The 22,827-nt window shown below is 49.2% G+C and carries 21 protein-coding genes; 9 read left to right on the forward strand and 12 right to left on the reverse strand.

Annotation, left to right across the window (positions count from 1 at the left end):
• Positions 1-29: 29 nt before the first annotated feature.
• From ACYQ8U_RS11060 to ACYQ8U_RS11100, 9 genes are all read right to left on the reverse strand, one after another.
• A complete protein-coding gene (locus ACYQ8U_RS11060; RefSeq protein ID WP_459945603.1) occupies positions 30-1,055 on the reverse strand; it encodes a TonB family protein in 1,026 nt (341 codons plus the stop codon).
• Between the two features lie 13 nt (positions 1,056-1,068).
• Positions 1,069-1,485, reverse strand: a complete 417-nt coding sequence (gene tolR / locus ACYQ8U_RS11065) for a protein TolR (protein ID WP_459945604.1) — start codon at positions 1,483-1,485, stop codon at positions 1,069-1,071.
• Between the two features lie 4 nt (positions 1,486-1,489).
• The gene (tolQ, locus tag ACYQ8U_RS11070) at positions 1,490-2,170 is read right to left on the reverse strand and encodes a protein TolQ (protein WP_459945605.1); all 681 of its coding nucleotides are present in this window, start codon (positions 2,168-2,170) and stop codon (positions 1,490-1,492) included.
• Positions 2,171-2,402: 232 nt separating this feature from the next.
• Positions 2,403-2,846, reverse strand: coding sequence for a 3-hydroxyacyl-ACP dehydratase FabZ (gene fabZ, locus ACYQ8U_RS11075; protein WP_459945606.1), 444 nt, complete (start codon positions 2,844-2,846; stop codon positions 2,403-2,405).
• Between the two features lie 2 nt (positions 2,847-2,848).
• Positions 2,849-3,589: a 3-oxoacyl-ACP reductase FabG gene (gene fabG, locus ACYQ8U_RS11080; RefSeq protein ID WP_459945607.1), complete on the reverse strand. Its 741-nt coding sequence runs from the start codon at positions 3,587-3,589 to the stop codon at positions 2,849-2,851.
• Between the two features lie 8 nt (positions 3,590-3,597).
• Entirely contained in the window at positions 3,598-5,001 is a 1,404-nt protein-coding gene (locus ACYQ8U_RS11085; RefSeq protein ID WP_459945608.1) for a phytoene desaturase family protein, read from the reverse strand.
• Positions 5,002-5,041: 40 nt separating this feature from the next.
• Complete coding sequence (locus ACYQ8U_RS11090; RefSeq protein WP_459945609.1) at positions 5,042-6,433, reverse strand: phytoene desaturase family protein; 1,392 nt, start codon at positions 6,431-6,433, stop codon at positions 5,042-5,044.
• Between the two features lie 4 nt (positions 6,434-6,437).
• On the reverse strand, positions 6,438-6,689 hold the full coding sequence (locus ACYQ8U_RS11095; RefSeq protein ID WP_459945610.1) for an acyl carrier protein: 252 nt from the start codon (positions 6,687-6,689) through the stop codon (positions 6,438-6,440).
• A gap of 165 nt (positions 6,690-6,854) precedes the next feature.
• Positions 6,855-8,093 carry a beta-ketoacyl-[acyl-carrier-protein] synthase family protein gene (locus tag ACYQ8U_RS11100; protein ID WP_459945611.1) on the reverse strand — a complete coding sequence of 413 codons (1,239 nt, stop codon included), beginning with the start codon at positions 8,091-8,093 and terminating at the stop codon, positions 6,855-6,857.
• A gap of 314 nt (positions 8,094-8,407) precedes the next feature.
• Here ACYQ8U_RS11100 and ACYQ8U_RS11105 point away from each other — a divergent pair, with 314 nt between their 5' ends.
• Together ACYQ8U_RS11105 and ACYQ8U_RS11110 are read left to right on the forward strand one after the other, a co-directional pair.
• Positions 8,408-9,400: a tRNA-dihydrouridine synthase family protein gene (locus ACYQ8U_RS11105; RefSeq protein ID WP_459945612.1), complete on the forward strand. Its 993-nt coding sequence runs from the start codon at positions 8,408-8,410 to the stop codon at positions 9,398-9,400.
• Between the two features lie 26 nt (positions 9,401-9,426).
• On the forward strand, positions 9,427-9,762 hold the full coding sequence (locus tag ACYQ8U_RS11110; RefSeq protein ID WP_459945613.1) for a phasin family protein: 336 nt from the start codon (positions 9,427-9,429) through the stop codon (positions 9,760-9,762).
• Between the two features lie 7 nt (positions 9,763-9,769).
• On the opposite strand, the gene murJ is transcribed toward ACYQ8U_RS11110, so the two are convergent.
• Positions 9,770-11,359 (reverse strand): murein biosynthesis integral membrane protein MurJ, encoded by a 1,590-nt coding sequence (murJ, locus tag ACYQ8U_RS11115; protein WP_459945614.1) that lies wholly within the window; start codon positions 11,357-11,359, stop codon positions 9,770-9,772.
• A 282-nt stretch (positions 11,360-11,641) separates the two neighbouring features.
• Here murJ and fusA point away from each other — a divergent pair, with 282 nt between their 5' ends.
• A complete protein-coding gene (fusA, locus tag ACYQ8U_RS11120) occupies positions 11,642-13,705 on the forward strand; it encodes an elongation factor G (RefSeq protein ID WP_459945615.1) in 2,064 nt (687 codons plus the stop codon).
• 18 nt (positions 13,706-13,723) lie between these two features.
• Positions 13,724-14,224 (forward strand): MogA/MoaB family molybdenum cofactor biosynthesis protein, encoded by a 501-nt coding sequence (locus ACYQ8U_RS11125; protein ID WP_459945616.1) that lies wholly within the window; start codon positions 13,724-13,726, stop codon positions 14,222-14,224.
• 67 nt (positions 14,225-14,291) lie between these two features.
• Here ACYQ8U_RS11125 and purM read toward each other — a convergent pair whose 3' ends face one another.
• The gene (gene purM, locus ACYQ8U_RS11130; RefSeq protein WP_459945617.1) at positions 14,292-15,347 is read right to left on the reverse strand and encodes a phosphoribosylformylglycinamidine cyclo-ligase; all 1,056 of its coding nucleotides are present in this window, start codon (positions 15,345-15,347) and stop codon (positions 14,292-14,294) included.
• Positions 15,348-15,542: 195 nt separating this feature from the next.
• Between purM and ACYQ8U_RS11135 the strand changes: the two genes are divergently transcribed.
• The 3 genes from ACYQ8U_RS11135 to ACYQ8U_RS11145 all read left to right on the forward strand — a co-directional run bounded on the left by ACYQ8U_RS11135 (position 15,543) and on the right by ACYQ8U_RS11145 (position 18,351).
• Entirely contained in the window at positions 15,543-15,743 is a 201-nt protein-coding gene (locus tag ACYQ8U_RS11135; protein WP_459945618.1) for a DUF2065 domain-containing protein, read from the forward strand.
• A 93-nt stretch (positions 15,744-15,836) separates the two neighbouring features.
• On the forward strand, positions 15,837-17,219 hold the full coding sequence (gene mgtE / locus ACYQ8U_RS11140; RefSeq protein ID WP_459945619.1) for a magnesium transporter: 1,383 nt from the start codon (positions 15,837-15,839) through the stop codon (positions 17,217-17,219).
• 40 nt (positions 17,220-17,259) lie between these two features.
• On the forward strand, positions 17,260-18,351 hold the full coding sequence (locus ACYQ8U_RS11145) for a S1C family serine protease (RefSeq protein WP_459945620.1): 1,092 nt from the start codon (positions 17,260-17,262) through the stop codon (positions 18,349-18,351).
• 108 nt (positions 18,352-18,459) lie between these two features.
• On the opposite strand, the gene ACYQ8U_RS11150 is transcribed toward ACYQ8U_RS11145, so the two are convergent.
• A complete protein-coding gene (locus tag ACYQ8U_RS11150) occupies positions 18,460-19,581 on the reverse strand; it encodes a hemolysin family protein (protein ID WP_459945621.1) in 1,122 nt (373 codons plus the stop codon).
• 101 nt (positions 19,582-19,682) lie between these two features.
• On the opposite strand from ACYQ8U_RS11150, the gene ACYQ8U_RS11155 reads away from it, so the two are divergent.
• Positions 19,683-21,230 carry a leucyl aminopeptidase gene (locus ACYQ8U_RS11155; protein ID WP_459945622.1) on the forward strand — a complete coding sequence of 516 codons (1,548 nt, stop codon included), beginning with the start codon at positions 19,683-19,685 and terminating at the stop codon, positions 21,228-21,230.
• 17 nt (positions 21,231-21,247) lie between these two features.
• Positions 21,248-22,807, forward strand: coding sequence for an adenylate/guanylate cyclase domain-containing protein (locus tag ACYQ8U_RS11160; protein WP_459945623.1), 1,560 nt, complete (start codon positions 21,248-21,250; stop codon positions 22,805-22,807).
• Positions 22,808-22,827: the final 20 nt, after the last annotated feature.

Genomic DNA, 22,827 nt, shown 5'->3' on the forward strand with positions numbered 1-22,827 from the left:
GACCTTTTGCAACTCTGGGTTATGTTGTGTTATTGTATACTTCCCGGCCTGAAACGCAACCCTACTTCAAAACGTTGCTTTCTCAAGGCAGGTGGGATTGGCGGCATAGGGTTGGCAGCTTCTATGGTGCTGTTGACAAACTGATCAAACACCCTGTCTCCGGATTTGCTTTCAAAGACCATGTTGGCTATGTTACCGTCAAGGTTGATGGTAATCACCACGACAGCAGTTAAGTTTGGATCTTGCTGCAAGTATTCGGGCGGCGCCCAGAACTGATGCAATCTATTGAAGACCGATGCCAGATATTGGCTTTCAAGGAGATTGGTGCTGCCGCCGCTGGCAGCCGCTGCGGTTGAAGTCTGATTGTCCAAACTTGCTGACGACCTGGCAGACGAACTTGCCCGTGCCTTATTGACAGCACTGGCCGACTGTGACGTTTGGAGCAGATTACGTTCATCCTCAAGAGCCTCCTGAGCCAATTGGGCCTTTGCCGCCAAAAGCTCTTCTTCCCTGATTGCTTTTGCCAGTGTTTCTCTCCTGTTTCGTTCTATCTCTTGATTGCGAACCTGATTTTCTCTGGGCTTGATATTTTCCGGTGGTTTACTCTCTTCTGTCGGCTTGATATTTTGGATTTTTTTCTTTTTTATCGGTTTCAGGGAAATAGCCTTTTGTGGCGCGGGTACCGGATCTGCCTTTGCCTCGGGTTCAGCAATCGGAACGGGAGCCGGAGCGGGCTTTTCCGGGGTTTTGGCAATCGGAACGGCTGCTTTAACCACCTTTTCCTGGGGTTTAATAATCGGAGCAGGTTTTTCAGCCTTCTTCGGCGGACTGCTCACCGGAGGCGAACTCGCTTTCGGGCCAGCAGCAGGCGGCGTACTTGCCGCAGGTTCGGCAATATTGATAATACTTACCGTGTAAATGTCGGCAAATTTCGGCTTGGTCTTAAACATAGCCGGTAAATATAAAGCTCCTAAAAGGACCAGTACGTGAATGCCGATGGCCACATTCAGTGGCAGTTTCCATTCCTTGGACATCATCGCAGTAGATTGAAACACGCGAAACACGCTGTTACTCTTTCTCAGGTGGCACGGTAATCATACCAACCTTATTGAACCCAACCGATTTTATATCTTCCATAACCGTCATCACATGTCCATAGGTAACGTTCTTGTCGGCGTGAATATAGATAGGCTGGTCTTTATTTGCACTATAATTTTTTTCCAGCTCCTGAATCATCAGGGCACGGCTGGTTTGAATCTTGTTGATCCAGAGATCCCCTTCCTTGTTAATAGTAACGGTAACCGGGTGTTCTTCCTGACGAAGAGATTTTGACGTTGTTTCAGGGAGATCCACATCGATACCCTGCGTCATCATCGGCGCCGTTACCATGAATATTATCAGCAGTACCAACATGACATCGACGAGCGGTGTCACGTTGATATCGGAAACCAGTCTTTTTCTACCGTTACTTCTTGTTGGGCCCATTGTTCTATACTCTACTCAGCAGGTCGCGTTCCACGAGATTGAGAAAATCGGTGGAAAAGTTGGCTATTTCTGCGTCGATTTCGTCGAGTCTATTGGAATAGTAGTTGTAAAAGATGACCGCTGGAATAGCGACGGCAAGTCCTGCCGCGGTGGCGACCAATGCTTCTGATATACCCGGGGCGACAACCGCAAGAGACGCCGAGCCTCTTTGTCCGATATCGTGAAAAGAAGCCATGATACCCCAGACTGTGCCGAAGAGGCCGATAAAAGGGGTCGCGCTTCCGGTCGTGGCGAGAAAGGGAAGACTGCTTCCGAGTTGATTGATTTTCTGTGATTCCGCTTTTCTGATCGCCCGTTTAAGATTGTCCATGGTGGCCAGCTGCATGTCCAGGGTGTCCGTTCCTCTGCTTGCATCTTTTTTATTGCGGATTTTATTGATTTTTTCGAGTTCTCTGAATCCGGCGACAAAAACTGCCGCCTGGGGCGAATAGGCATATTCGGCAGCGGCAGTGAATGCCTCATTCAGGTTCGACGACCCCCAGAAGGTTTCAATAAAGTCTTCCGAGTCAAGACGGACTTTTTTGTATAAACGGGCCTTCATTACCACTATGGTCCAGGATACAATCGAAAAAATAAGCAGAGTGAACATCACCAGCTGGCCCATGGGGCCAGCATGTAAAATCATATCGGAAATGGATAGCTGCACGAAAAGATACCTGATAGAGAGAAAACACGAGCAATGATTTTTTTGTTTCGTGTCCCGGTTGCGGCGGTAATTTTTAAGAGATGGATTGTTGACGATGTATTGTGGTTTGAAGAGCGTACATATTACCTTTTTTTAATAAAATTTCAACAGGTCAATTGCGTGACAAGACTTTATACTGCAGGGGTGATGTTTTTTTCTTACAAGAATAAAACTAGGCGATTGAAGCGCTGATGGTACAGGCAAAATCTACCTGAACGGCGGTTTTTCCTCCGACAGTCATCTTGCCCTTGAAAAAGCTGACCGAGGATATGGTTTCCGACATTTTTACCTGCATGCGGACGGTATCCCCAGGGAGGACGCTTCTTTTGAATTTGGCATTGGTGATGCGGGTTAAAACAGGAAGGGCCGACTCATCTTCATTTTTCACCACGCCCATCTTCCCCATGAGCAGGGCGCCACTCTGGAAGATAGCTTCGCAGAGGAGTACTCCCGGCATAATTGGTTTTCCCGGATAATGGCCGGTGAAGATATCAAGGTCGGTCGGGATCGTTTTCTCGGTGACGATGGTGTCGTCGGCAAAGGAAAGGATTGTATCAACCCATAAAAAGGGGGCCCGGTGGGGGATAAGGGAGGTGATTTCCGCGAAAGAGTCCATTTTTACAGCCCGCCACTGACGTCCAGAACGGTGCCGGTTATATACGCCGCCCGGTGGCCCGCCAGAAAAAGAACCGCATCCGCCACCTCTTCGGCGGTGCCAAACCTGTTCATCGGCACCATTTTTTTATAGGCCGTCAGTTGTTCTTTACCCAGGTCGTTGATAAAGTCGGTTGCGATGAAACCGGGAGATACGCAATTCACGGTTATTTTTTTCCTGGCAACTTCTTTCGCCAGTGTCTTGGTCAGGGCGATCTGTCCGGCTTTGGAGGCGGCGTAGTTGGCCTGCCCCGGAAAACCGAGAGAGGCGACGGGCGAGGTAATATTGATGATTCGGCCGTATTTGTTCTGCAGCATAAGCAGCACCGCCTGTCTGGCCATATAGAAAGTACCGGTGAGGTTGGTGTCGATTACCTGCTGCCATTGCTCGCTGTGCATCAATGCGAGGAGAGCATCTTTACGGATGCCGGCGTTATTCACCAGGATATCCAGGCGCTGGTATTTTTCCTCGATCATGGCGAACAGGGCATTCACCTCGGCCTCTTTGGTAATATCACACCGTAAAAGTGACAGTTGCGAGGAATATTCTTTGCGTTCTTCGGCAAACGATGCGGCCGCAGCACTATTTCCGGCATAGATACCGATAACCTCGGCCCCTGCCTGTAGAAATTTCCCGGCGATTGCCCGGCCGATGCCTCTGGTTGCTCCGCTGACCAGCACGGTCTGACCCGCAAATTCTTTCATTTTACTCCTTATGCCCTGAGAAAGCCGTCGACATCGTTTGCAACGATAACGCCGTAGTTGATCGCTCCGAGCCAGCCGGACATAATAATTCCGACCGAGCCGACATGGAACAGCCCGGCTACCTCTTTGAATATTGATCGGGATATGTCCAATCCTTCAAACTTGGTGCCAAAGGAGGTACCCCGGGTGTGCAGGGTATAGCTGTTGAATGTCCGTGGTGTTGCTGCTTCCGCCCAGTCAATTTTTCCCTTTACACCGGGCAGGTATTTCTCTAAATCCGCAATCGTTCTGGAGACAAGGGACTGTTTTTCTCGCTGGTACGTTTCCTCGTCAAGTTCTGCCCAGTCTTCAAAGCGGCTGTTCATCGAGGCGACGACGGTATACTGGTCGGCCCCCGGTCTGGTCTTTGGATAGTATATGGAGAACGTCTTCGACTTGGTATTCATGTCGAGGAGTTCCTCTGAATCAAATTCCGGCGATTTGGAGGTAAAGAGAAGATCCCCAACGTCGTCGATGCTATCGCCCTGCCGTATGCCGAGATACACCTGGCAGCTCGAGGTGTTCACCCGAACTTTATCGGCTTTTTCGAGAAACGCATCGGAGTACACCTCACGATCAGTGAGATTTTGAATGGTATTGGTTATGCCGCTGTTGGAAACCACCGCTTTGGCGCAAATCGTCGTGCCATGCACCGAGACGCCTCTGACCTTGCCTTTCTCGGTGATAATTTTGTCAACCTTCGCCCTGGTGCAGATGGTCACACCGTTTTTTTCCAGTTCATCGGTCATCATCCCGATCAGTTTATCGGTACCGCCCTCAAAGGTAAACACGCCTTTATTCATGAAGTTGGAGAAGACAATGCCGTAAGTGATAGCCGGATCGTCCAGGGTCGATCCGTTGGCGTAGGTGATCGGCTCCATGAGCAATCTGTGCACATCACTTCTGCCGGGGAAAAAACGCTCGAACAGTTCCCTCGTCGTCATTGACTGGTCGTCATAAAAATTCATCCCGGCCACGGTGGCAAAGAAGCTGTTTATTCTCTCTTCGGGAACTTTGAAATGCGACCGCAGGAGCTCGGTAAAATCAGTTTTGTCAAAGGTGGTGCGCAAGGTAAACTGCGGATTGTCAAAAACAATATTCGGCAGTTGGACAATGGATTGCATGATCGCCTTATTCCAGTATTTCTTGCAGGTTTTGACCATGCCGTAGGGGAAGCCATGCAGGGAAATATCGAAAATATGGCCACGACGTTTAAACCAGGTGGACAGGCCGCCCAATCTATGGTGATGCTCGACAAGCAAAATCTTATGTCCGCAGTAGGCCAGGCGGTTGGCTGTCGTCAGGCCACCGAGACCGGAACCTATGACGATGACATCGTATTGATTATCCAATTGGGAAAATGAAACAGGCATAAATAACAACTTGGTGAAAGAGGATCGATTAAAAATTAACTTATAACCTGGGCAGGATATGCTGATTGACGATCGATACCCCGCTGAGCATCGAGCCGATAATGCCAAGAAATCCCTGATCGGTGCCGGCAAGAAAAAGATTGTTGAATCCGATATTTCCGTCTTTTGTCTTAGTCGGGTTACCGTAAATGGCCCCGCCTATTTTTGATGTGTAGCGCTCAATAGTTAGAGGAGTAAAGGAATTTTTATATACAATATTTGTCGTGAAATCGCCAATTATATTCTCCAGACATCGGCCGGAGCGGCGAGAAGCGCGCTCTTTTTCTGCCCTGTATTGTTCCGCATCCGCTGCGAGCGCCTTCCAGAGAGCGTAGTTTGCCAGATGGGTTGAACGAATTTCTCGTAAATCCTTGCGGTCCAGCCCCTGAAAATTTCCTGGAAAGCAGATCACCCCGCTGGCAAAGTCGACCAGCTCCTCGGGATTTTTGTAGAGGAACCGCTCACCGTCATTATAAAAAATAATTGTTTTATCACAAGCGAGATGCGTTGCCGTTTTTTCAGGCACCTGATAGATCGTCTCGACAAAACCGAGACGGCCACAAGCGGACATCGGCGTGGGTGGCGTCTTGTCAAGAAGGCGCATCGTCTCATCCCGGCCAATGGTTGAGAGGAGATAGTCACACTCGATCTCTTCCCCGGAAGCGAGCTGTACGCCGAGAGCCGTGCCCTGGTGATGAACAATCTTTTCTACCCCGCAGCTCGTTCTTATTTTTCCTCCCAGCGTCTGCAGATGGGCAACGAGAAGATCGAGAAAATCCTTTATCGTTCCCTGCGGGCGGAACATCCCCTCTTGATAAATCGCTCGAAACATGATGGCGAACTGGGACAGATCCATGTCATTTTCGTGACTGGAACCATAGTACATCAGCGGACAGAGAATCATGTCGACGAGGAGCTGATCACCGAGGATTTCCAGCAGAAACTTTTTTGCCGAGGTGAACGGCGTAGGGGGGAAGGGATCGTAATCACCAAGAAAGACCAGTAATTTCTGGAGCTTGTCGCCTGTTTCTGGAAACTTGCCGCTGATTTCACTTTGAAACAGGTCGAAATCGTTGGAAAACCTCAGGGAAGTGCACCCTCTGAAAACAACTTCACTTTGGTATTGTTCACAGAAGGTGAGCTCGTTTCTCTGCAGTTTGAGTTGCCGCAGCAGCCTGTTTAAGGGTGCTTTTTTATCTCTTGGCCCGGCATAATTGGTTATGGCATGCAGGCCGGTTTCGTAGAGAGTTTTATTCCGGTAAAAATAAGAATTGAGACCACCAAGTCGGGAGTGTTTTTCTAACAGGAGGACACTGGGGTTGAACCGTGCTACTCGAATGGCGGCAGCCAGACCGGAAAGGCCGCCTCCAATAACCAGAAAGGGAACTTTCACAACATCAGACGTCTTTTAATAGCGGTTCGAGGTAGGTTGCACAGCTGTTCAGCGTGGCGAGGTGGGGATAATCTTCCTCGGGAATCTGCAGTTTATGCCGTTTTCGCAGTTCCATGACGATATCAAGAAAATCCATGGAGTCGAGATCTAATTGGTCCCGCAACGGCTGATCGGCATCGAGACTTGCAAAGTCTGCCTCGTCATCAATATCTTCAATAATTTCCAGTATGAGATCTTTTATTTCTTCACTTGTCATGAAATTCTCCGGCTTCGACGTGGGGTAAAAATGTTTGAAATAGGAACACTCTCGAAAATTTCAGAGAGTATGTATTCGAGTATATATTCTATTGATGGCAAAACACTTCCTATAACACACCTGTGCGTTCTTTTTTATATTTATTTTCACCAAACAATCAAAAAATTAATCGGCAGTATATTTTTTGACGATCACTGTGGAGTTGATGCCGACCATGCCAAAGGAATTATTCAGTATGGTATCGATAGATTTTGCCTGAACCGCCTTGTTGATCACCAGGTTGTTGAGGTGACATTCGGGATCGAGATTTGCTATGTTAATGGTAGGGTGGACAATGCCGTCATCAAAAGACGGCAGGTTGCCGGCAAGCTCCAGTACGCCGGCGGCACCCATGGCATGGCCGATGATACTTTTCGTGTTGTTGATGTAGGTGGTCGGGCTGTCGGGAAATACTTCTCGTATGGCCTTGCATTCCTCAATGTCGCCCTGTTTTGTGCCGGTCGCATGGGTGTTGATGAGATGAATTTCTTCCGGCCGCAGTCCGGCTCTTTCCAGGGCCAGACGCATACATTGCGCCTGCCGCTTGCCATAGGGAAGAACAAAATCCCGGGCATCCGAATTCATTGCATAGCCGGCAATCTCACCGTAGATGTGCGCACCTCTTTCCTGGGCTTTCTCGAGATATTCCAAGGTGTACACACAGGCGCCTTCGGAGATGACGATGCCGTTTCTGTCCATGTCGAATGGCCGCGAGGCCAGCTTCGGGTCGTCCGCCTCAGCCAGTGCGCCCTGTGCCTTAAAACTGGCGAAAATGCCAAAAGAGCCGACAGATTCTGATATTCCGCCGGCAAGGGCCATATCGACCTCGCCGAGCCGCATCATCTGCACCGCCTGGATGAGCGACGCATTTCCTGCGGCACAGGCGGCACCAATAACGTAATGCGGACCGGTAATACCTAGATTCATGGTAATTTCGCCGGCGGGATTATTTAAAACCGTCCGCGGATTGTGGTGGTGGGTCCAGTAGTCGGTATTATAGCCGTATTTACTGATATTATAGACCTCATTTTCCGTCTCCACGGTTCCATGTTCGGTGAGGCCGATATACACGCCTATCCTGGCCGCATCATATAAGGCGATATCCAGATTGCCGTCTTTCAGTGCTTCATTGGCACAGTAGACGCCAAGACACCCGGCGCGGGTGCCTTTTTTGTTTTCTTTCTTTTTGCGATAGAGCGTCTCCGGAAAGGAACATATCCCGGCTGGAGCCTTGCCGAAGTATCTCAGTTCGATTTCCTGTATTTCGCTGATGCCGTTGACCAGCTTTTCTCTGTATTCTTGGAGTGTTACGCCATTTGGTGCGGCGAGTCCGATCCCGGTGATAACTATTCTTCGGTTGAGCATGGGTAATATGTCTTTTATCTACTGAGAGGTTTTGTATGGAATATCTATTAAATAGCTTCTCTTGGCTGACGATGTATCGCTCTTTGCAATCGAAAGTGGTAATGATGGAGCTTTTTACACCATGCGTCAAGATATAAGGCATGGACTCTAGAGTAATTGACTGGAAAATTCAACAATAATAGTCGTTGTGACAATTCAGATAGAGGTATGAGGGGATACCGATTATACAACACCTATGCTATTTTCAGCGTCCTATGTGCCACTGGCAGAATAGCATCCGCTAGATGACATATAAAAATTCAGAGTAGAGTTCTGTGCAAAAACAATTTTTCAACAAAAAACTCGTTGTGCGCGACTTGGAAATTTCCCCTCCCATAGTCCTGGCGCCGATGGTCGGTCTTTCCCATTCGGCCTTGCGCAGCCTGGTGCAGGCTGAGGGAGGAGTGGGACTGTTCTTTACCGAAATGCTCGCCGCGAAACGATTGCCCCACGACAACGCGTTCCGCTCTCCTCTGCTGATCAGAGATGAGTCGGAGAAACCGCTTATATATCAAATCATTACCGGTAATGTTGCAGATATCGAACCGGCGATAAAAAAACTGCACACACTCGGTGCCGATGGGGTGGATCTCAACCTTGGCTGCCCTGCGCCGATGCAAAGACGGCAGGGTGCGGGCGCGATGCTTGGAGAAAACCACCACCAGCTGCGCAAGATCCTTAACACGCTGAGAAAGAGTACCGAGTTACCGCTGAGTGTGAAAATTCGTCTCGGCCGTAGCCTGGACGTCGAGCAATTGCGTTCTTTCTGCCTTTTTCTCGAGACGGAAGGCGTAGACATGATTACTATTCATGCACGATTACATGGCGAGAAATTTTGTCGTAAGCCTCGCTGGGCGGCAATTGGTGCGATAAAAGACGCGGTCTCCGTGCCGGTCCTGGCCAATGGTGGGATCTTTTCTCCAGCCGATGCGAGACAATGTCTTGAACTTTCCCATGCGGACGGCGTGATGATAGGTCGCGGAGCAGTAGAACAGCCGTGGTTAGGTGCAGAAATTGCGAGAGAAATATACGGTGTCGCTACCGAGTGCAGAAAAATAGACAGAGCGCAGATGTACTCGCATTTTATAACTCTGTTGGAGAAGAGGTTTGCCCCGGAACGGCGTCTTGGCCGCCTGAAACAGTTTACGCGCTATTTTGCTGTTTCGTTTCCATTCGGCCATCACCTGGCCGCCGCCATCCAGAACAGCACGAGCATTGAGGAGGCACGCCGACGAGCGGATGATTTTTTCGCTGGGTCCAGGTGCTGATAAACCACCATACTACGGAGGATGAGATGATAGATGTTATAAAAAAAGCTGTTTTGACAGGAATAGGCATTGCTTCACTAACGAAGGATAAAATCGAAGATCTGGCGAAAGATTTGATAGACAAAGGCAAAATGTCTGAGCAGGAAGGAGAAAAACTGGTTCAGGAAATGCTCAGTCGCGCCGAGGAATCGCGGCAAACAATGAAAAATCAGACCGAGACCCTGGTGCAAAACACCATTGACAAAATGCATCTGGCTCGTATCGAGGATGTCGAGCTGTTGAAAAAAGAGATAGAGACATTACGTGCAGAAATTTCGTCTTTGCAGAAAAGCGCCGGGCAGACTGAGGTGCCGCGGCAGTAACAGAGGATTATGTAAAGAATTTCCTTCGAATCATGTCTGTGAGGATGTTCATCTCGGAAAGCTTGCAGGTGTGCAGGATAAAGCCATACAGAAGTGTCGCCGTGAGAATGAGCACAAACAGCGATAAGCCTTGGTGGATAACCGAACTGTGCAGCCAGCCGGTGAAATACGGTAAGGCGATCCACAGTAAACCGGCGAGGGCCACGGTGGCGAAAAGGATTTTCAGCAGGCCTTTGCCGAGGTAGCTAAGGGAAAAACCGTGCAGGTTCTTGTACAGGACAATCATAAGAAAAAGAAAATTGAGCAGCATGGTGCAGGAGGTAGAAAAGGCAATTGCCAGATGCTCAAACCGGTCAATGGTCAGATTGATTATTATGATATTAACAACAATCGCAATAAAACTGGCAATGACCGGATAGCGTGTTTTGTCGAGGGCATAGAATGCCGGCACCAGGACTTTATTTGCCGAATAAGCAAATAAGCCGATAGAGTACAGGGCCAGGGTATTCGCCGTTGCCACCGTATCCCGCGCGGTAAAAGCGCCGTGCTCGAAAATGAGTCGGATAATCGGCTCGGCAAGGACGATAAGACCGGCAGTGGCCGGGAGGGTCAAGGCAAAAACCATTGTCAGAGACGACACCATGGTACTCTTCATTGCCGCAATATCTTTTTTTGCTGCCTGTTTGGCCAATACCGGCAGCATGGCGATCGACAAGGCAACACCGAACACACCAATGGGTAACTGTACCAGTCTGAAGGAATAATAGAGCCAGGAAACAGAGCCTTCGGCGCAGGAAGAAGCAAAGTTGGTATTGACAAAGATATTTATCTGGGTGGCCGACAAGCCGATGGTGGCCGGTATCATCAGCTTGAAAATCCGGCGTAGGCCGGGATCGGTGAGGTCGAAGGTCGGTCTGTAGCGGAATCCGGTCCTGCCCAGGGAGGGGATTTGAATGGCCAGCTGCATCAGGCCGCCGATGAGTGTACCGATGGCCATGCCGACTATTGCCGGCTGGTTAAAATGCGGCAGGATAAACGCCAGACTGGTGCCGCCGATCAGCGAGCCGAGATTGAAAAAGCTGGACGCTATCGCCGGAACGAAAAAATGTCCTTTGGTATTCAAAATCCCCATCACTACCGCTGACAGTGAGATAAAAACCAGGAAGGGCAGCATTATCTGGGTCAGCGTTTTGGTGAGAGCGGTTTTTCCGGCGATTAAACTGAAGTCGGGCGCCAGAAGAGTGACAATTGAGCCGGCAAAAATGATCGCCAGTAAGGTAAGAATACTGAGCAGAATGAGCATAACGGTGAGAACGTTGCTCGCCAGCCGCCAGGTCTCCTCCCGGGTACGGTTTGTGTCGTATGCCGAGAAAACGGTGACGAATGCAGCAGACAGCGCTCCTTCCCCGAAAAGATCTCTCAGGAGGTTAGGTATGCGGAACGCCACGACGAAGGAGTCGTAGGTGTACCCGGCACCGAAAAGACCGGCGAACACCTGCTCCCTGACAAGGCCGAGGATTCGACTGCACATGACGGCAATGCCGACGGTGGCGGCCGATCCGGCCATTGTGCTTTTATTGGCTGTCTGGTTGGTCAACTGAAAATTATCCGGGAAAAATCTGAAAGAGTTATTCGCGTCGGCAGAATACCCCTATTGTAAAAAATATGCCAGAAAATCATGATATTGATTTGAATCAGCTGGTTCCATGGAAATATTTTTTTTGAAACAGTTTGCTGGGGCTGTTCTCTCTTGACTTTGTATTTTGAAATTGAATATATGAGTACTGTCTTTTGCGATGCAGGGAGACAAGCGAACGTGGAGTGTGTTGTCGTGATTTGGATAGAGCATTGATAAATCGTCGTTTTAGAGGAGATACGAATGCAGGAAACAAATATGGTCAGGAACGTTGCGATAATTGGTCATGGGAATTGTGGTAAAACTTCTCTTGCTGAGGCAATGCTTTTTACGGCTGGGAAAATCAACCGACTTGGCAAGGTTGATGACGGCAATGCAGCGATGGACTATGAAGAAGAAGAGATAGCCAGGAAGATATCGATCAATAACAGTTTTCATAATTATACCTGGAAAAAACACAGTGTCTTCCTCATTGATACCCCGGGTGACGACAATTTTCTCAATGAGACTATCTTCGCGTCGCACGTATGTGACAGCGCTCTGTTCACCATAGGCGCCGTACTTGGCGTGAAGGGCCAGACCATCAAATTCTCCAATATTATAAAAGAGAGAAAGCTGCCGACGATCATCGCCATCAACAAAATGGACCGGGAGCGAGCCGATTTTCAGAAAACGGTTGATGAAATAAATGAATCCCTGGCCTTTACTCCGGTTATCGTCCAGCTGCCGATCGGTGCCGAGGATAATTTTAAAGGCTATGTCGATATAATAACCGGGAAGGCATATCTGTTTGAGGGTGACAAGGGTGGGGTTCAGGCAACGGAAATTCCAGCCGATTTAGCTGACGAGGTCGCTTCACTTCGTGAGGCATTGATGGAAAATGTTGCCGAAACCGACGATGAGTTAATAGAAAAATTTCTCGAAGAAGGCGAACTGACCGAGGAAGAATTGTTGAGAGGCCTGCAGCAGGCCGTAGCCTCCGCAACTCTCGCCCCGATATGTGTCTGCGCGGCGACCCTGAATAAGGGAACCGCTCCTCTTCTTGATACTATCAATCTGCTGATGCCCTGTCCATTGGATCGTCAGCCTATTGTCGCCAGAAAAGTTGACAGTGATGAAACGGTAGAAATCAGTCCGACTGACGACAGCCCTTTTACCGCTCTGGTTTTCAAAACCATGGCCGATCCGTATGCCGGACGGCTGACTATTTTACGAATTTTCAGCGGCATCCTCAAAGGCGATACCTTCTACAATTCCACGAAAAAGACGGCAGAGCGTTTTGGACAGCTGTATGTGCTTGAGGGAAAAGAACAGAAACCAGTGGAAAGTGCCGGGCCGGGGGCGATTATTGCGTTGGCAAAACTTAAGGAAACCGCCACGGGAGATACGCTGTGTGATGCGTCCCATCCGGTCATTTTACCGGCACCCGAGCCATTAAAACCAGTTATTTCTTATGCGGTCAGTGCTAAAAAAGGTGACGAAGAAAAGGTCTTTTCCTCTATTACCAGAATGCTCGACGAGGACTTGACCTTAAGTCTTACCCGTCAACCGCAAACCAAACAGGTACTGTTGTCCGGTGTCGGCAAGGTGCATCTTGATGTCGTTGGTTCAAAGATCAAGAAAAAATTCGGCGTGCAGATGGAGCTGAGTACCCCGAAGATTCCTTATATGGAGACAATTCGCTCCACGGCCAGGGTGCAGGGAAAACACAAAAAACAGAGTGGCGGTCGCGGTCAATTTGGTGATTGCTGGATAGAGATTGCCCCGTTCCCGGGTGGCGGCTATGAATTCGTCGATAAAATCGTCGGCGGCGTCATTCCGCAGCAGTATCGTCCCGCAGTCGATAAAGGTATTCAGGAAGCCATGGAAAAAGGCGTTCTTGCCGGTTATCCGGTCATTGACGTGAAAATTGAGCTGGTGGACGGCTCTTTCCATAATGTTGACTCCTCGGAGATGGCCTTCAAAATTGCCGGATCTCTCGCCTTCAAAAAAGGCGCACAGGAAGCCGGTCTGGTTCTACTCGAGCCTTATATGAACATGGAAATCAAGGTGGGCAAAGAGAGTGTCGGTGATGTCATGGGAGATCTCAACTCCCGTCGCGGCAAGGTTATGGGCATGGACTCCGCTGATGGACTGGAGATAATTAATGCCCAGGTTCCTCAATCTGAAATTTTGACCTATGCGACGGACCTTACCTCCATGACCGGTGGGCTTGGCAGTTTCACCGTCTCTTTTTCGCATTATGAAGAAGTGCCGGCGCAAATTGCTGAAAAAATAGTTGCCGAGGCGAACGTAGAAAACAATTAACGGTTGATTTGAACTGACATGCACGAAAAGTATTCTTTTGCGGTCCTGACCATGAGTGACAAGGGTTCACGCGGAGAACGGCAAGATACCAGTGGACAGTATCTGCAGGAAAAACTGGCTGAACAAGGCTACAGCCTCCAGTCCTATAACGTCATTCCTGATAACAAACAGATCATCATCGACAGTCTCATCAGGCTTGTCGATGATGAGAAGATTGCCCTTATCGTTACCACTGGTGGCACTGGTGTCTCTCCATCGGATATTACCCCCGAGGCGATGGCCTCGGTTATTGAGCGGGAAATACCCGGGATGGCTGAGGCCATGCGCAGTGCCAGTCTGTTGAAAACTTCACGAGCCATGCTTTCTCGAGGGAAAGTCGGTATACGCAAAGAAAGTCTGATAATCAACCTGCCGGGCAGTCTCAAGGCGGTGAAGGAAAATCTGGCGGTTGTTTTGCCGGTTATTCCCCATGCTCTGGAAAAAATCAGGGGCGGAGAGAGTGACTGCGGGGTTGTGTAAATCAAATAAAGCCGGATGATGCAGGATGTTCCACATCATCTGGCTTTATCGCTTGGACTTCCGGGGACTATCGTCGTATCTCAACAGAGGCCGTTTCTCCTGCCGCCATTGGGGCGATTTCACCAATGATATAGGCATCTTCGCCAACTGCTTCAAAGTGGTGCCGAATATCTTTTGACTGGGCTTCATCGACGATGACAAGCAGGCCGATTCCCATGTTAAAGGTTCGATACATTTCGTCCTCCGGGACTTCACCTAATCTCTGCAGAAATGGGAAAATAGGCGGCAAGGGCCAGGTTGTCGTATCAAGGACCGCTTTATAGCCTTTGGGCAGAATGCGCGGGATGTTGTCGATAAACCCGCCACCGGTATTGTGTACCATGCCATTGAGAGGATAGTTCTTCAGCACGTTAAGAACCGCCTGGACATATATTTTTGTTGGTCGCAACAGCTCTTCGCCTAAGGTGCAGCCCAGTTCGTCGATGTGCTGTTTGACATCCAGCTGATGGTCGGCAAAACATATTTTTCGCACCAGGGAATAGCCGTTCGAATGGAGGCCGCTGGAGCTAAGGCCGATTATCTGGTCGCCGGCACGGATATCCGACCCATCAATAATCGCATCGCGGTCAACAATTCCGGTAACAAAGCCGGCAAGATCATAGTCCTTGTCCTTGTAGAGGCCGGGCATTTCCGCCGTTTCTCCACCCACAAGTGAACATTGCGCCTGCCTGCAACCTTCAGCGATACCGGTAATGACCTCTTTGGCGATATCCAGTTCCAGTTTTCCGACGGCAAAATAATCGAGAAAGCATAAGGGAACGGCTCCACCAACAATAAGGTCGTTGACACACATGGCGACAAGATCGATGCCGATAGTGTCATGTTTGTTGCAGAGTTGAGCGATAAGGAGTTTGGTACCAACACCATCCGTCGAATTGACGATTACCGGCTTTTTGTATTTCGTCGTATCGATAGCTATATGGGAAGAAAATCCACCGATCCCGCCAAGAACGCTGCGCTGGTGGGTTGAAGCGACAATTTCTTTGATGTTCTCGATGAAAGCGTTGCCCTTGTCGATATCCACACCGGCTTCACTGTATTTGCTCTTTGCTGGTTCGCTCATAGTTAAAGATTGCACATTGTTATAATTTTTGATCAGGAAACAGATCCGTTTTCAGAGGAAGATTTCTGCTATAATATTAGGAGAGTTTTAAAAAAGCAATGCAATTGCATCAAATCACGATAAAAATCGATTACCAGGAGAGCATTGTAAAGTGCATGTTGAAATATTTTGGGTGTTTTGTTAGATAATCCTCCTATGAAATTATTTATTCTTCTCGTCGGCCTTGTTTTGGTTCTGGAAGGCATTCCTTATGTAGCCGCACCCGAGGCGATGCAGGAATGGCTTAAGAAATTGAGTGGCATCAGCCCTGGCCGGCTTCGGACTGTTGGTCTGCTGGCCATGGCCATCGGGCTACTGATTATTTTCGTTGTCCAAAAAACATCTCTCTTCCAATAAACAGCTACAGGTAGAGAGTGCATTGTCCCATCGATGTACCTGTCCCGAATCTGACAGGGGTCCCTTCACTTACAATGTTCTATGGTGCAAATTATGGAAATTAAAACTAAAACAGAAATGATAGGTAATGAAGGGATAGTCATCCTCGATATGGTCAGGCGCTTAAACAGGCGTGGTGCGATCGATCATCTGATGAAGCTCATTCAAAAAACCCATCCGGCGGATATGGCCTGGGTCTACCGCCATCTGACAGAGACGGAAAGAAAAGCAGTCTTCAATATCATCGTTAAAACGAACTCCTTCGGTGCTTTCTTGAGCGAACTTGATGGTTTGCTGGTCACCGACCTGGTCAAGGGCCTTTCTCCGCAGTATATGGCTGATATTCTCTCCGACATGCCCTCCGATGATGCGGTGGATATCCTCGAGGTGCTTCCTGGTGCCTTTGCCGATGAGATCAGAGAACACATGGGCAAAAAGGACCGGGATGAAGTCGAGGAACTTCTGCGCTATGATCCCGAGACCGCCGGCGGTTTGATGTCTCCTGATTTTATGTATCTTGATGAGGAGATGGTGGTCAGTGAGGCGATAAAAAGTGTGCAGAAGCGAAGTGAAGAAAAAGAGATGGTTTTTTATCTGTACATCACCCACGGCGACCATAAGCTGTCTGGGGTGGTTTCTCTGCGGGAGCTGCTGATGCACCCGGCAGATCGCAAACTCAAGGATATCATGAACCCTCATGTCATTTCGGTGGCGACCGATACCGACCAGGGGGAAGTTGCCCATGTCGTGGCGAAATATAATATTCTTGCAGTACCGGTGGTTGACTCGAATTACACCCTGGTTGGGATCGTCACGGTCGATGACATTATCGACGTTATCCGGGAGGAGGCCTCGGAAGAGTTTCTGCAGATGGCCGGTGCCGGTAAAGACAGAGAAATTTTACTCAAGTCGACTACTCAAAGTGCGTTTATTCGGGCGCCGTGGCTGTTTGCCTCATGGATAGGCGGGGTGACGGCAATGCTGATCATCGGTTCGTTTGAAGAGGAGCTGTCAAAGCTGATTGCCCTGGCGTCCTTTATTCCTGTCGTCATTGGTATGGGAGGCAACATTGCAACTCAGTCCTCTACTATTGTCGTGCGCGGGATTGCCACCGGCAGGATAAATCTCGATGAATCTTTTCGTGTCGTGTTTAAAGAAATGCGGGTAGGACTGATCTTGGGGCTTATCTATGGACTGTTTCTTGGTATCGTTGCCTACCTGGGTTTCCCCGAACCTGCCCTCCTGGGTGTTGTCGTCGGCCTGTCAATTTTTTTCTGTATGGTCATGTCCGCCACCTTAGGCACGATGATCCCCCTCATCCTGAAAAGGTTCGATATCGACGCAGCAATAGCCACCGGACCCTTTGTGACGACCTCCATCGATATCCTTGGAGTTCTGATGTTCTTTATGATTGCCAAATATTTCCTCAACCTCTGATATCTGGCACAGAGCAGAATAATCTCACGAGCCGCTGCCTATGCGAACCTCACCTCTTGCAATTATAGTCGTTGCCGGTCTGGCTATCTGGCTGCTTTTTACCCCCATTAAAAGGTTTGTCAGCAGCTATAATGCCGAGCCGCGAGCCGTCACTGCCCGTGGCGACCTGGCTGCCGATGAGCTGAATACCATTGACATCTTCCGCGCCAATTCTCCAGCAGTCGTCTATGTCACCAGTATCGCCCTGCGACGGGGATTCTTTTCTTTGAATGCCGTTGAAATTCCTCAGGGAACCGGCTCGGGTTTTGTCTGGGATAATCAGGGACGTATAGTTACCAACTACCATGTCATAAGTGATGCCAGCCGGGTCCAGGTGACCATGGCCGATAATTCAACATGGAAGGCTGTCTTAGTTGGTGCAGCCCCCGACAAGGATATCGCCGTCCTGCAAATAGATGCACCCAGCTACCTTCTGAAACCAATTGTCATCGGCAGCTCAAAGGATTTGCTCGTTGGCCAGAAAGTCTTTGCCATCGGAAATCCTTTCGGGCTCGATCAAACTATCACATCCGGCATAATCTCAGCCCTCAATCGGGAGATCAAGGCTATTACCGGCCGGGTGATACATGGAGTGATCCAGACGGATGCCGCGATCAACCCAGGAAACTCAGGTGGGCCTCTCCTGGACAGTGCCGGCAGGCTTATCGGGGTGAATACGGCAATTTTCAGTCCCTCCGGCGCCTATGCCGGAATCGGTTTTGCCGTCGCGGTCGACGTGGTCAACGGTATCGTACCGCAGCTTATTAAGCATGGCCGAATTATCCGTCCCGGGATCGGTGCGACACTGGCCGATGAGCGGCTTGCCTCAAGTTTAGGTGTCGAAGGCGTATTGATCTTAGGCATCGAACCAGGCGGTCCTGCTGAGAAGGGCGGTCTGCAGCCGACGACCCAATATCGCGGAGAAATTATCCTCGGCGATATCATCATCGGCGTGGCGGGAGTCCGTATTCGATCTTTAGAGGATTTACTTACCGAACTTGAACGTTACAAGGTTGGTGCGGAAGTACCATTCACCATTGTAAGAAACGGTAGGACACTTGAGGTTACCCTTCGCCTGGCGGCAATAAATTAGTACCTTACAGATTGTTTTTTTACAAGAAACAATCTGTAAGGTACTATCCCGGCTTATTCCCCGTTTACCGGGGTTAGTAAATCACGCATTTCCGGCACCGGTAAATGGTTATAGTCCGGAGGAGGTACTGTCCTGTGGTTTTTCCGCTGCACGGTTACCAGGTTTTTTGAAATTTTTGCGTGAGGCAATATTTCTTGATCTGGCAAGTTCCCGCATATCTTTCGTTTTATCTGATTCGTCAATAATTTCCTGGCCGACTATTTCTTCTATGACATCTTCCATGGAAATAACGCCGGTCATCGTTCCGTATTCGTCCACTACGACAAAAAGATGCTGTCGCCGCTCGAAAAAATCCATAAAAACACGATGCAGCGGCGCGGTTTCAGGAACAAAATGGGCAGGTCGTTTAAATCTGGCCAGGGGTAACTTGTTTTTCCCTTCCGCGGCAGCCTGCAGGATATCTTTACGCATGACAATTCCCGTCACATTATCCGGTTCGCGGCTGTAGATAGGGATACGGCTGTGGCTGCTCAGTTCAGTCAGGGTAGCCATGGCGTTACCCACGGTAATATGCTCGTTTATGGAAAAGGTCACGGTCCGGGGGGTCATCACCTGCCGGACAATTTTTTCTTTTAGTTCGAGGATATTGTTGATAATATTTGCTTCATTTTCTTCGATGTCACCTGATTGTCTGGAAAGAGCGGCAATGGTCTGAATTTCTTGCGAGGATATCGAGTCTTCAACTTTTTGCGGCAGCAGTTTGGTGATGAATTTTGAAAGCCACAGTATTGGCGCAAGGATAAAAACCATGGCGCGCAGGGGGTAGGTGAGCAGGGGTGCAAGTCGGAAGGCATAGGCGACGCCGAGGGTTTTCGGTAAAATTTCGGAGAAAATGAGGATCGTCAGGGTAAAAACAGCGGAAAAAAGAATAAGATTTTCCTGCCCGAAAAGTTTTGCTGCGGCGGCCCCGGCAACGGATGCCCCGATGGTGTTGGCAATGGTGTTCAGGGTAAGGATTGCGGTTATCGGTTTTTCTATATCGGCACGGAGATGCTGCAGGTGTTCGGCAGAGGGATGACCGCTTTTCTTGAGCATTTCCACTTGACTGGCGGAAATGCTGTACAACATCGCCTCACAGATGGAACAAAGCGCGGAGACGGTTATGGCAAGGGACACTGAGATGAATAATGTTTGCAGCACCGGTGTGATACCCTCGAAAATTTGCACCATAAATATTTAACTATTCTATATTGATATTTGAATTATACTGTAAATTATCAGAAAATAAAGCGCCAGAAAATAAAACATCATCAACAGGAATCAGGCAGACTATGAAAATCACAAAGGTTGTTGTTGCGAAAAAAAAAGCGGAACAGTACGCAGGGGAACTTCTTGTAACATTTGTCGCTCGGAACGCCGAAGGTGACCTTGTCGGTGACAGCCTGCTCAAACCACTTTTACCGTCGCTGCATGGGTTTAAAGAATTTTCAGCAAAAAAAGAACAGTATTTTCAAATGTATCCATCTGTCAGTCCGATAAAGGGATTACCGCCATGTAAAAGACTTTTATTGCTTGGGCTTGGGGATATTACGGCAATGTCCGATCCCAGTGAAATATCTGAGCTGCTGCGAACTGCCGGGGGAATTATAGCCGGTCAGTGTAAAAGGAACATGGTGGCGACTGCCGGCATTAACATTCCTGAACTTGAAAGTCTGAATGAGGCCCTTGTTGGGGAATATGTCACGGAAGGGATTCTTCTCGGCGCGTATCAGTTTTTGAAATATCAGAAAAAAGACGACGATGTTTATCCCGGATTAAAAAAAATTGAGTTCTTTTCGCACGAGCACGGTAACCGGTCGGATATCGGTAAAGGTATCGACAAGGGAGTGAGCGGGGCACTCGCTGTCTGCGCCGCAAGGGATATGGCCAATGAGCCTGGAAATTGCTGGACCCCCTGGCATTTTGCCGACTCTGCAAAAAAAATAGCAAAAGAATTAAAGCTGAAATGCACCATCCTGGAAAAATCCGACATGACTCGCCTGGCCATGGGCGGCATCCTTGCCGTCAACAAGGGGTCAGAGGAAGCACCAAAAATGGTCATTCTCGAATACAATCGGCAAAAAAATGTCGATACGGTACTACTGGTCGGAAAAGGACTGACCTTTGACTCAGGGGGGATCAGTCTCAAGCCGGCCCAGGGCATGATGGACATGAAGTATGACATGTGCGGAGGCGCGGCCGTACTGGCGGCGATGGAGGCTATTGCCCGGGAGCGCCCCGAAGTCAATGTCGTCGCCATTGTCCCTTCAACGGATAATATGGCTGGCGGCGGTGCAGTAAAACCTGGGGATGTGATTACCCATTATGGCGGTATTACATCGGAAATCGAAAATACTGATGCGGAAGGCCGCCTTATTCTGGCCGACGCCATTGCCTATGGCATTGAAAAATACCAACCTGCCTGCGTCATTGATCTGGCCACACTTACCGGGGCGGTGATAATCGCCCTGGGTCATCACTATTCCGGGTTGCTGAGTAATAATGACCAGTTGGCTGCACGACTTGTTGCCGCCGGAAAGATGTGTTGTGAACCTCTCTGGCGTTTACCCCTCGGTGAAATGTATGCAAAACAGATAAAATCAAAGGTTGCCGACATAAAAAATACCGGTGGAAAACCGGCAGGCAGCATCACCGCAGCAGAATATCTGCATAAATTTGTCGGCGAGGTTCCCTGGGCCCATCTCGATATTGCCGGTACGGCCTGGGACTTCACGGAAAAATCCTATATGCCGGGCGGCCCCTCCGGTGTTGGTGTAAGAACCTTGATTGAACTGCTCAGATCATGGGAAAATGGCAAACTGACAAATGACAAATCCTGAAATAGGGCAGAGGAGCAATGTTGCAGAAGATTCTGGTGGTAGATAATGAAAAGGTCGTTTGTGATGCCTGTCATTTCGCTCTCGGTCAGCTGGGTTATGGGATCGTTTGTGTCAAGGAAGCCGAGGCTGTTGCCAGAGCGCAACAGGACAGTTTTGATCTGGCGGTGATCAATACCATCCTTTTTGAGATGACTGGGCTGGCGATCTTTAAAACTCTGCGACAAACAAACCCGGGAATTATCGGCATACTTGTTACCGACAATACCAGTCTCGATCTGGTAACCGACGTACTGCATAACGGATTCAGCAGGGTGTGCAGAAAACCACTTGATCACCGGCAGCTGGTCGAGGCGGTGCGCGACACCATGAAAATTGCCAGGCTTCAGGAAGATGCCACCCGTAGAAAAATATTGTTGCCCCTGTATAATGTGAGCCAAAGATTCATTGCTGCAGAAAGTGAGCAGGCTGTCTTCGAAGAATTGGCGGATGCGGTATCCCAGGAAGTGAAAGTACCTGCTGTATCGGTGATGATGTTTGATGAGGGTGCACATTCTTTAAAAGTTGTAGCCTATCGTGGCCTGGCTTCCAGGTATGTGGAAAATCTGCGGATAAAACCCGGTGAACAGATCGCCGGCAGGGTGTTTCAGTCCCAAAAGTCAATTATCCTTAACAAGGTGAATCAACAGCTGAGCCCGTACCTCGACTTCATGAATCGCCGGGAAATTTCCGCAGCAATGTCATTTCCCATGGTCAGCAAGGGCAAAGTCCTCGGCGTTGTCAATGTCAGTGAAACCAAGGAAGGGATGTGTTTTCGGGAAGCCGATATCGAGATGCTGTCAATCATTGTCGACCAGGCAATGATGGCTGTGGAAAATATTCGTACCAGCCGGGAAAGGGAAGAAAACTGCAGAATCAGGGCAATGCTTGAGCAGTATGTCTCTCGGGAAGTATCGAATATGCTGATAGAAAGCAGGCAGGATCTACTCGATGTCGGGCGCGTCGAACCGTTGACTGTTCTTTTTGCCGATATTCGAAATTTCACCTTGCTGGTGCAGCATCTGGAACCGGCACAGTTGCGCATGTTTCTCAATAATTTTTTCGACATGTTCGGCAACATTGTTTTTTCCCACCAGGGGATGCTGGATAAATTTATGGGCGATGCCGCCCTGGTGATTTTCGGTGCTCCGGTGAAAATAGACAGTCCCAATATCGCGGCGGTCTCGGCTGCGTACACCATTATGGTGGAGTTTGAAAAACTGCGTATTTCCTGGCAGAAAAAGAATACCATTTTTGCCAAGGTGGGCCTCGGTATAGGTATTAGTCGAGGGCCGATGTTCCTTGGTAATGTCGGCTCTGCACAGAGGCTCGATTATACCGTCATCGGGCCTGATGTAAACATCGCTCAAAGGCTGGCTTCTAAAACGGGCTATGGGCAAATACTCATTACCGACCGGGTCCAGTCAACATTGACCGGCACCTTCCCGCTCAGAATGCAAGGCAGCATGGTATTGAGGGGAATGGAATCCGGGGTCACTGTCTACTCGTTGTCTGTAGCGGATTTACCGCAAGATCAATAGCCAGGAGCCTGCCGGGTAAT

Source organism: Desulfocastanea catecholica, assembly GCF_054657295.1.

Coding starts and splice junctions, on each gene's coding strand:
- tolR (WP_459945604.1), bottom strand. CDS start 1,485: ATGGGCCCAACAAGAAGTAACGGTAGAAAAAGACTGGTTTCCGATATC.
- tolQ (WP_459945605.1), bottom strand. CDS start 2,170: ATGATTTTACATGCTGGCCCCATGGGCCAGCTGGTGATGTTCACTCTG.
- fabZ (WP_459945606.1), bottom strand. CDS start 2,846: ATGGACTCTTTCGCGGAAATCACCTCCCTTATCCCCCACCGGGCCCCC.
- fabG (WP_459945607.1), bottom strand. CDS start 3,589: ATGAAAGAATTTGCGGGTCAGACCGTGCTGGTCAGCGGAGCAACCAGA.
- ACYQ8U_RS11085 (WP_459945608.1), bottom strand. CDS start 5,001: ATGCCTGTTTCATTTTCCCAATTGGATAATCAATACGATGTCATCGTC.
- ACYQ8U_RS11095 (WP_459945610.1), bottom strand. CDS start 6,689: ATGACAAGTGAAGAAATAAAAGATCTCATACTGGAAATTATTGAAGAT.
- ACYQ8U_RS11100 (WP_459945611.1), bottom strand. CDS start 8,093: ATGCTCAACCGAAGAATAGTTATCACCGGGATCGGACTCGCCGCACCA.
- ACYQ8U_RS11110 (WP_459945613.1), top strand. CDS start 9,427: ATGATAGATGTTATAAAAAAAGCTGTTTTGACAGGAATAGGCATTGCT.
- fusA (WP_459945615.1), top strand. CDS start 11,642: ATGCAGGAAACAAATATGGTCAGGAACGTTGCGATAATTGGTCATGGG.
- ACYQ8U_RS11125 (WP_459945616.1), top strand. CDS start 13,724: ATGCACGAAAAGTATTCTTTTGCGGTCCTGACCATGAGTGACAAGGGT.
- purM (WP_459945617.1), bottom strand. CDS start 15,347: ATGAGCGAACCAGCAAAGAGCAAATACAGTGAAGCCGGTGTGGATATC.
- ACYQ8U_RS11135 (WP_459945618.1), top strand. CDS start 15,543: ATGAAATTATTTATTCTTCTCGTCGGCCTTGTTTTGGTTCTGGAAGGC.
- mgtE (WP_459945619.1), top strand. CDS start 15,837: ATGGAAATTAAAACTAAAACAGAAATGATAGGTAATGAAGGGATAGTC.
- ACYQ8U_RS11145 (WP_459945620.1), top strand. CDS start 17,260: ATGCGAACCTCACCTCTTGCAATTATAGTCGTTGCCGGTCTGGCTATC.
- ACYQ8U_RS11150 (WP_459945621.1), bottom strand. CDS start 19,581: ATGGTGCAAATTTTCGAGGGTATCACACCGGTGCTGCAAACATTATTC.
- ACYQ8U_RS11155 (WP_459945622.1), top strand. CDS start 19,683: ATGAAAATCACAAAGGTTGTTGTTGCGAAAAAAAAAGCGGAACAGTAC.
- ACYQ8U_RS11160 (WP_459945623.1), top strand. CDS start 21,248: ATGTTGCAGAAGATTCTGGTGGTAGATAATGAAAAGGTCGTTTGTGAT.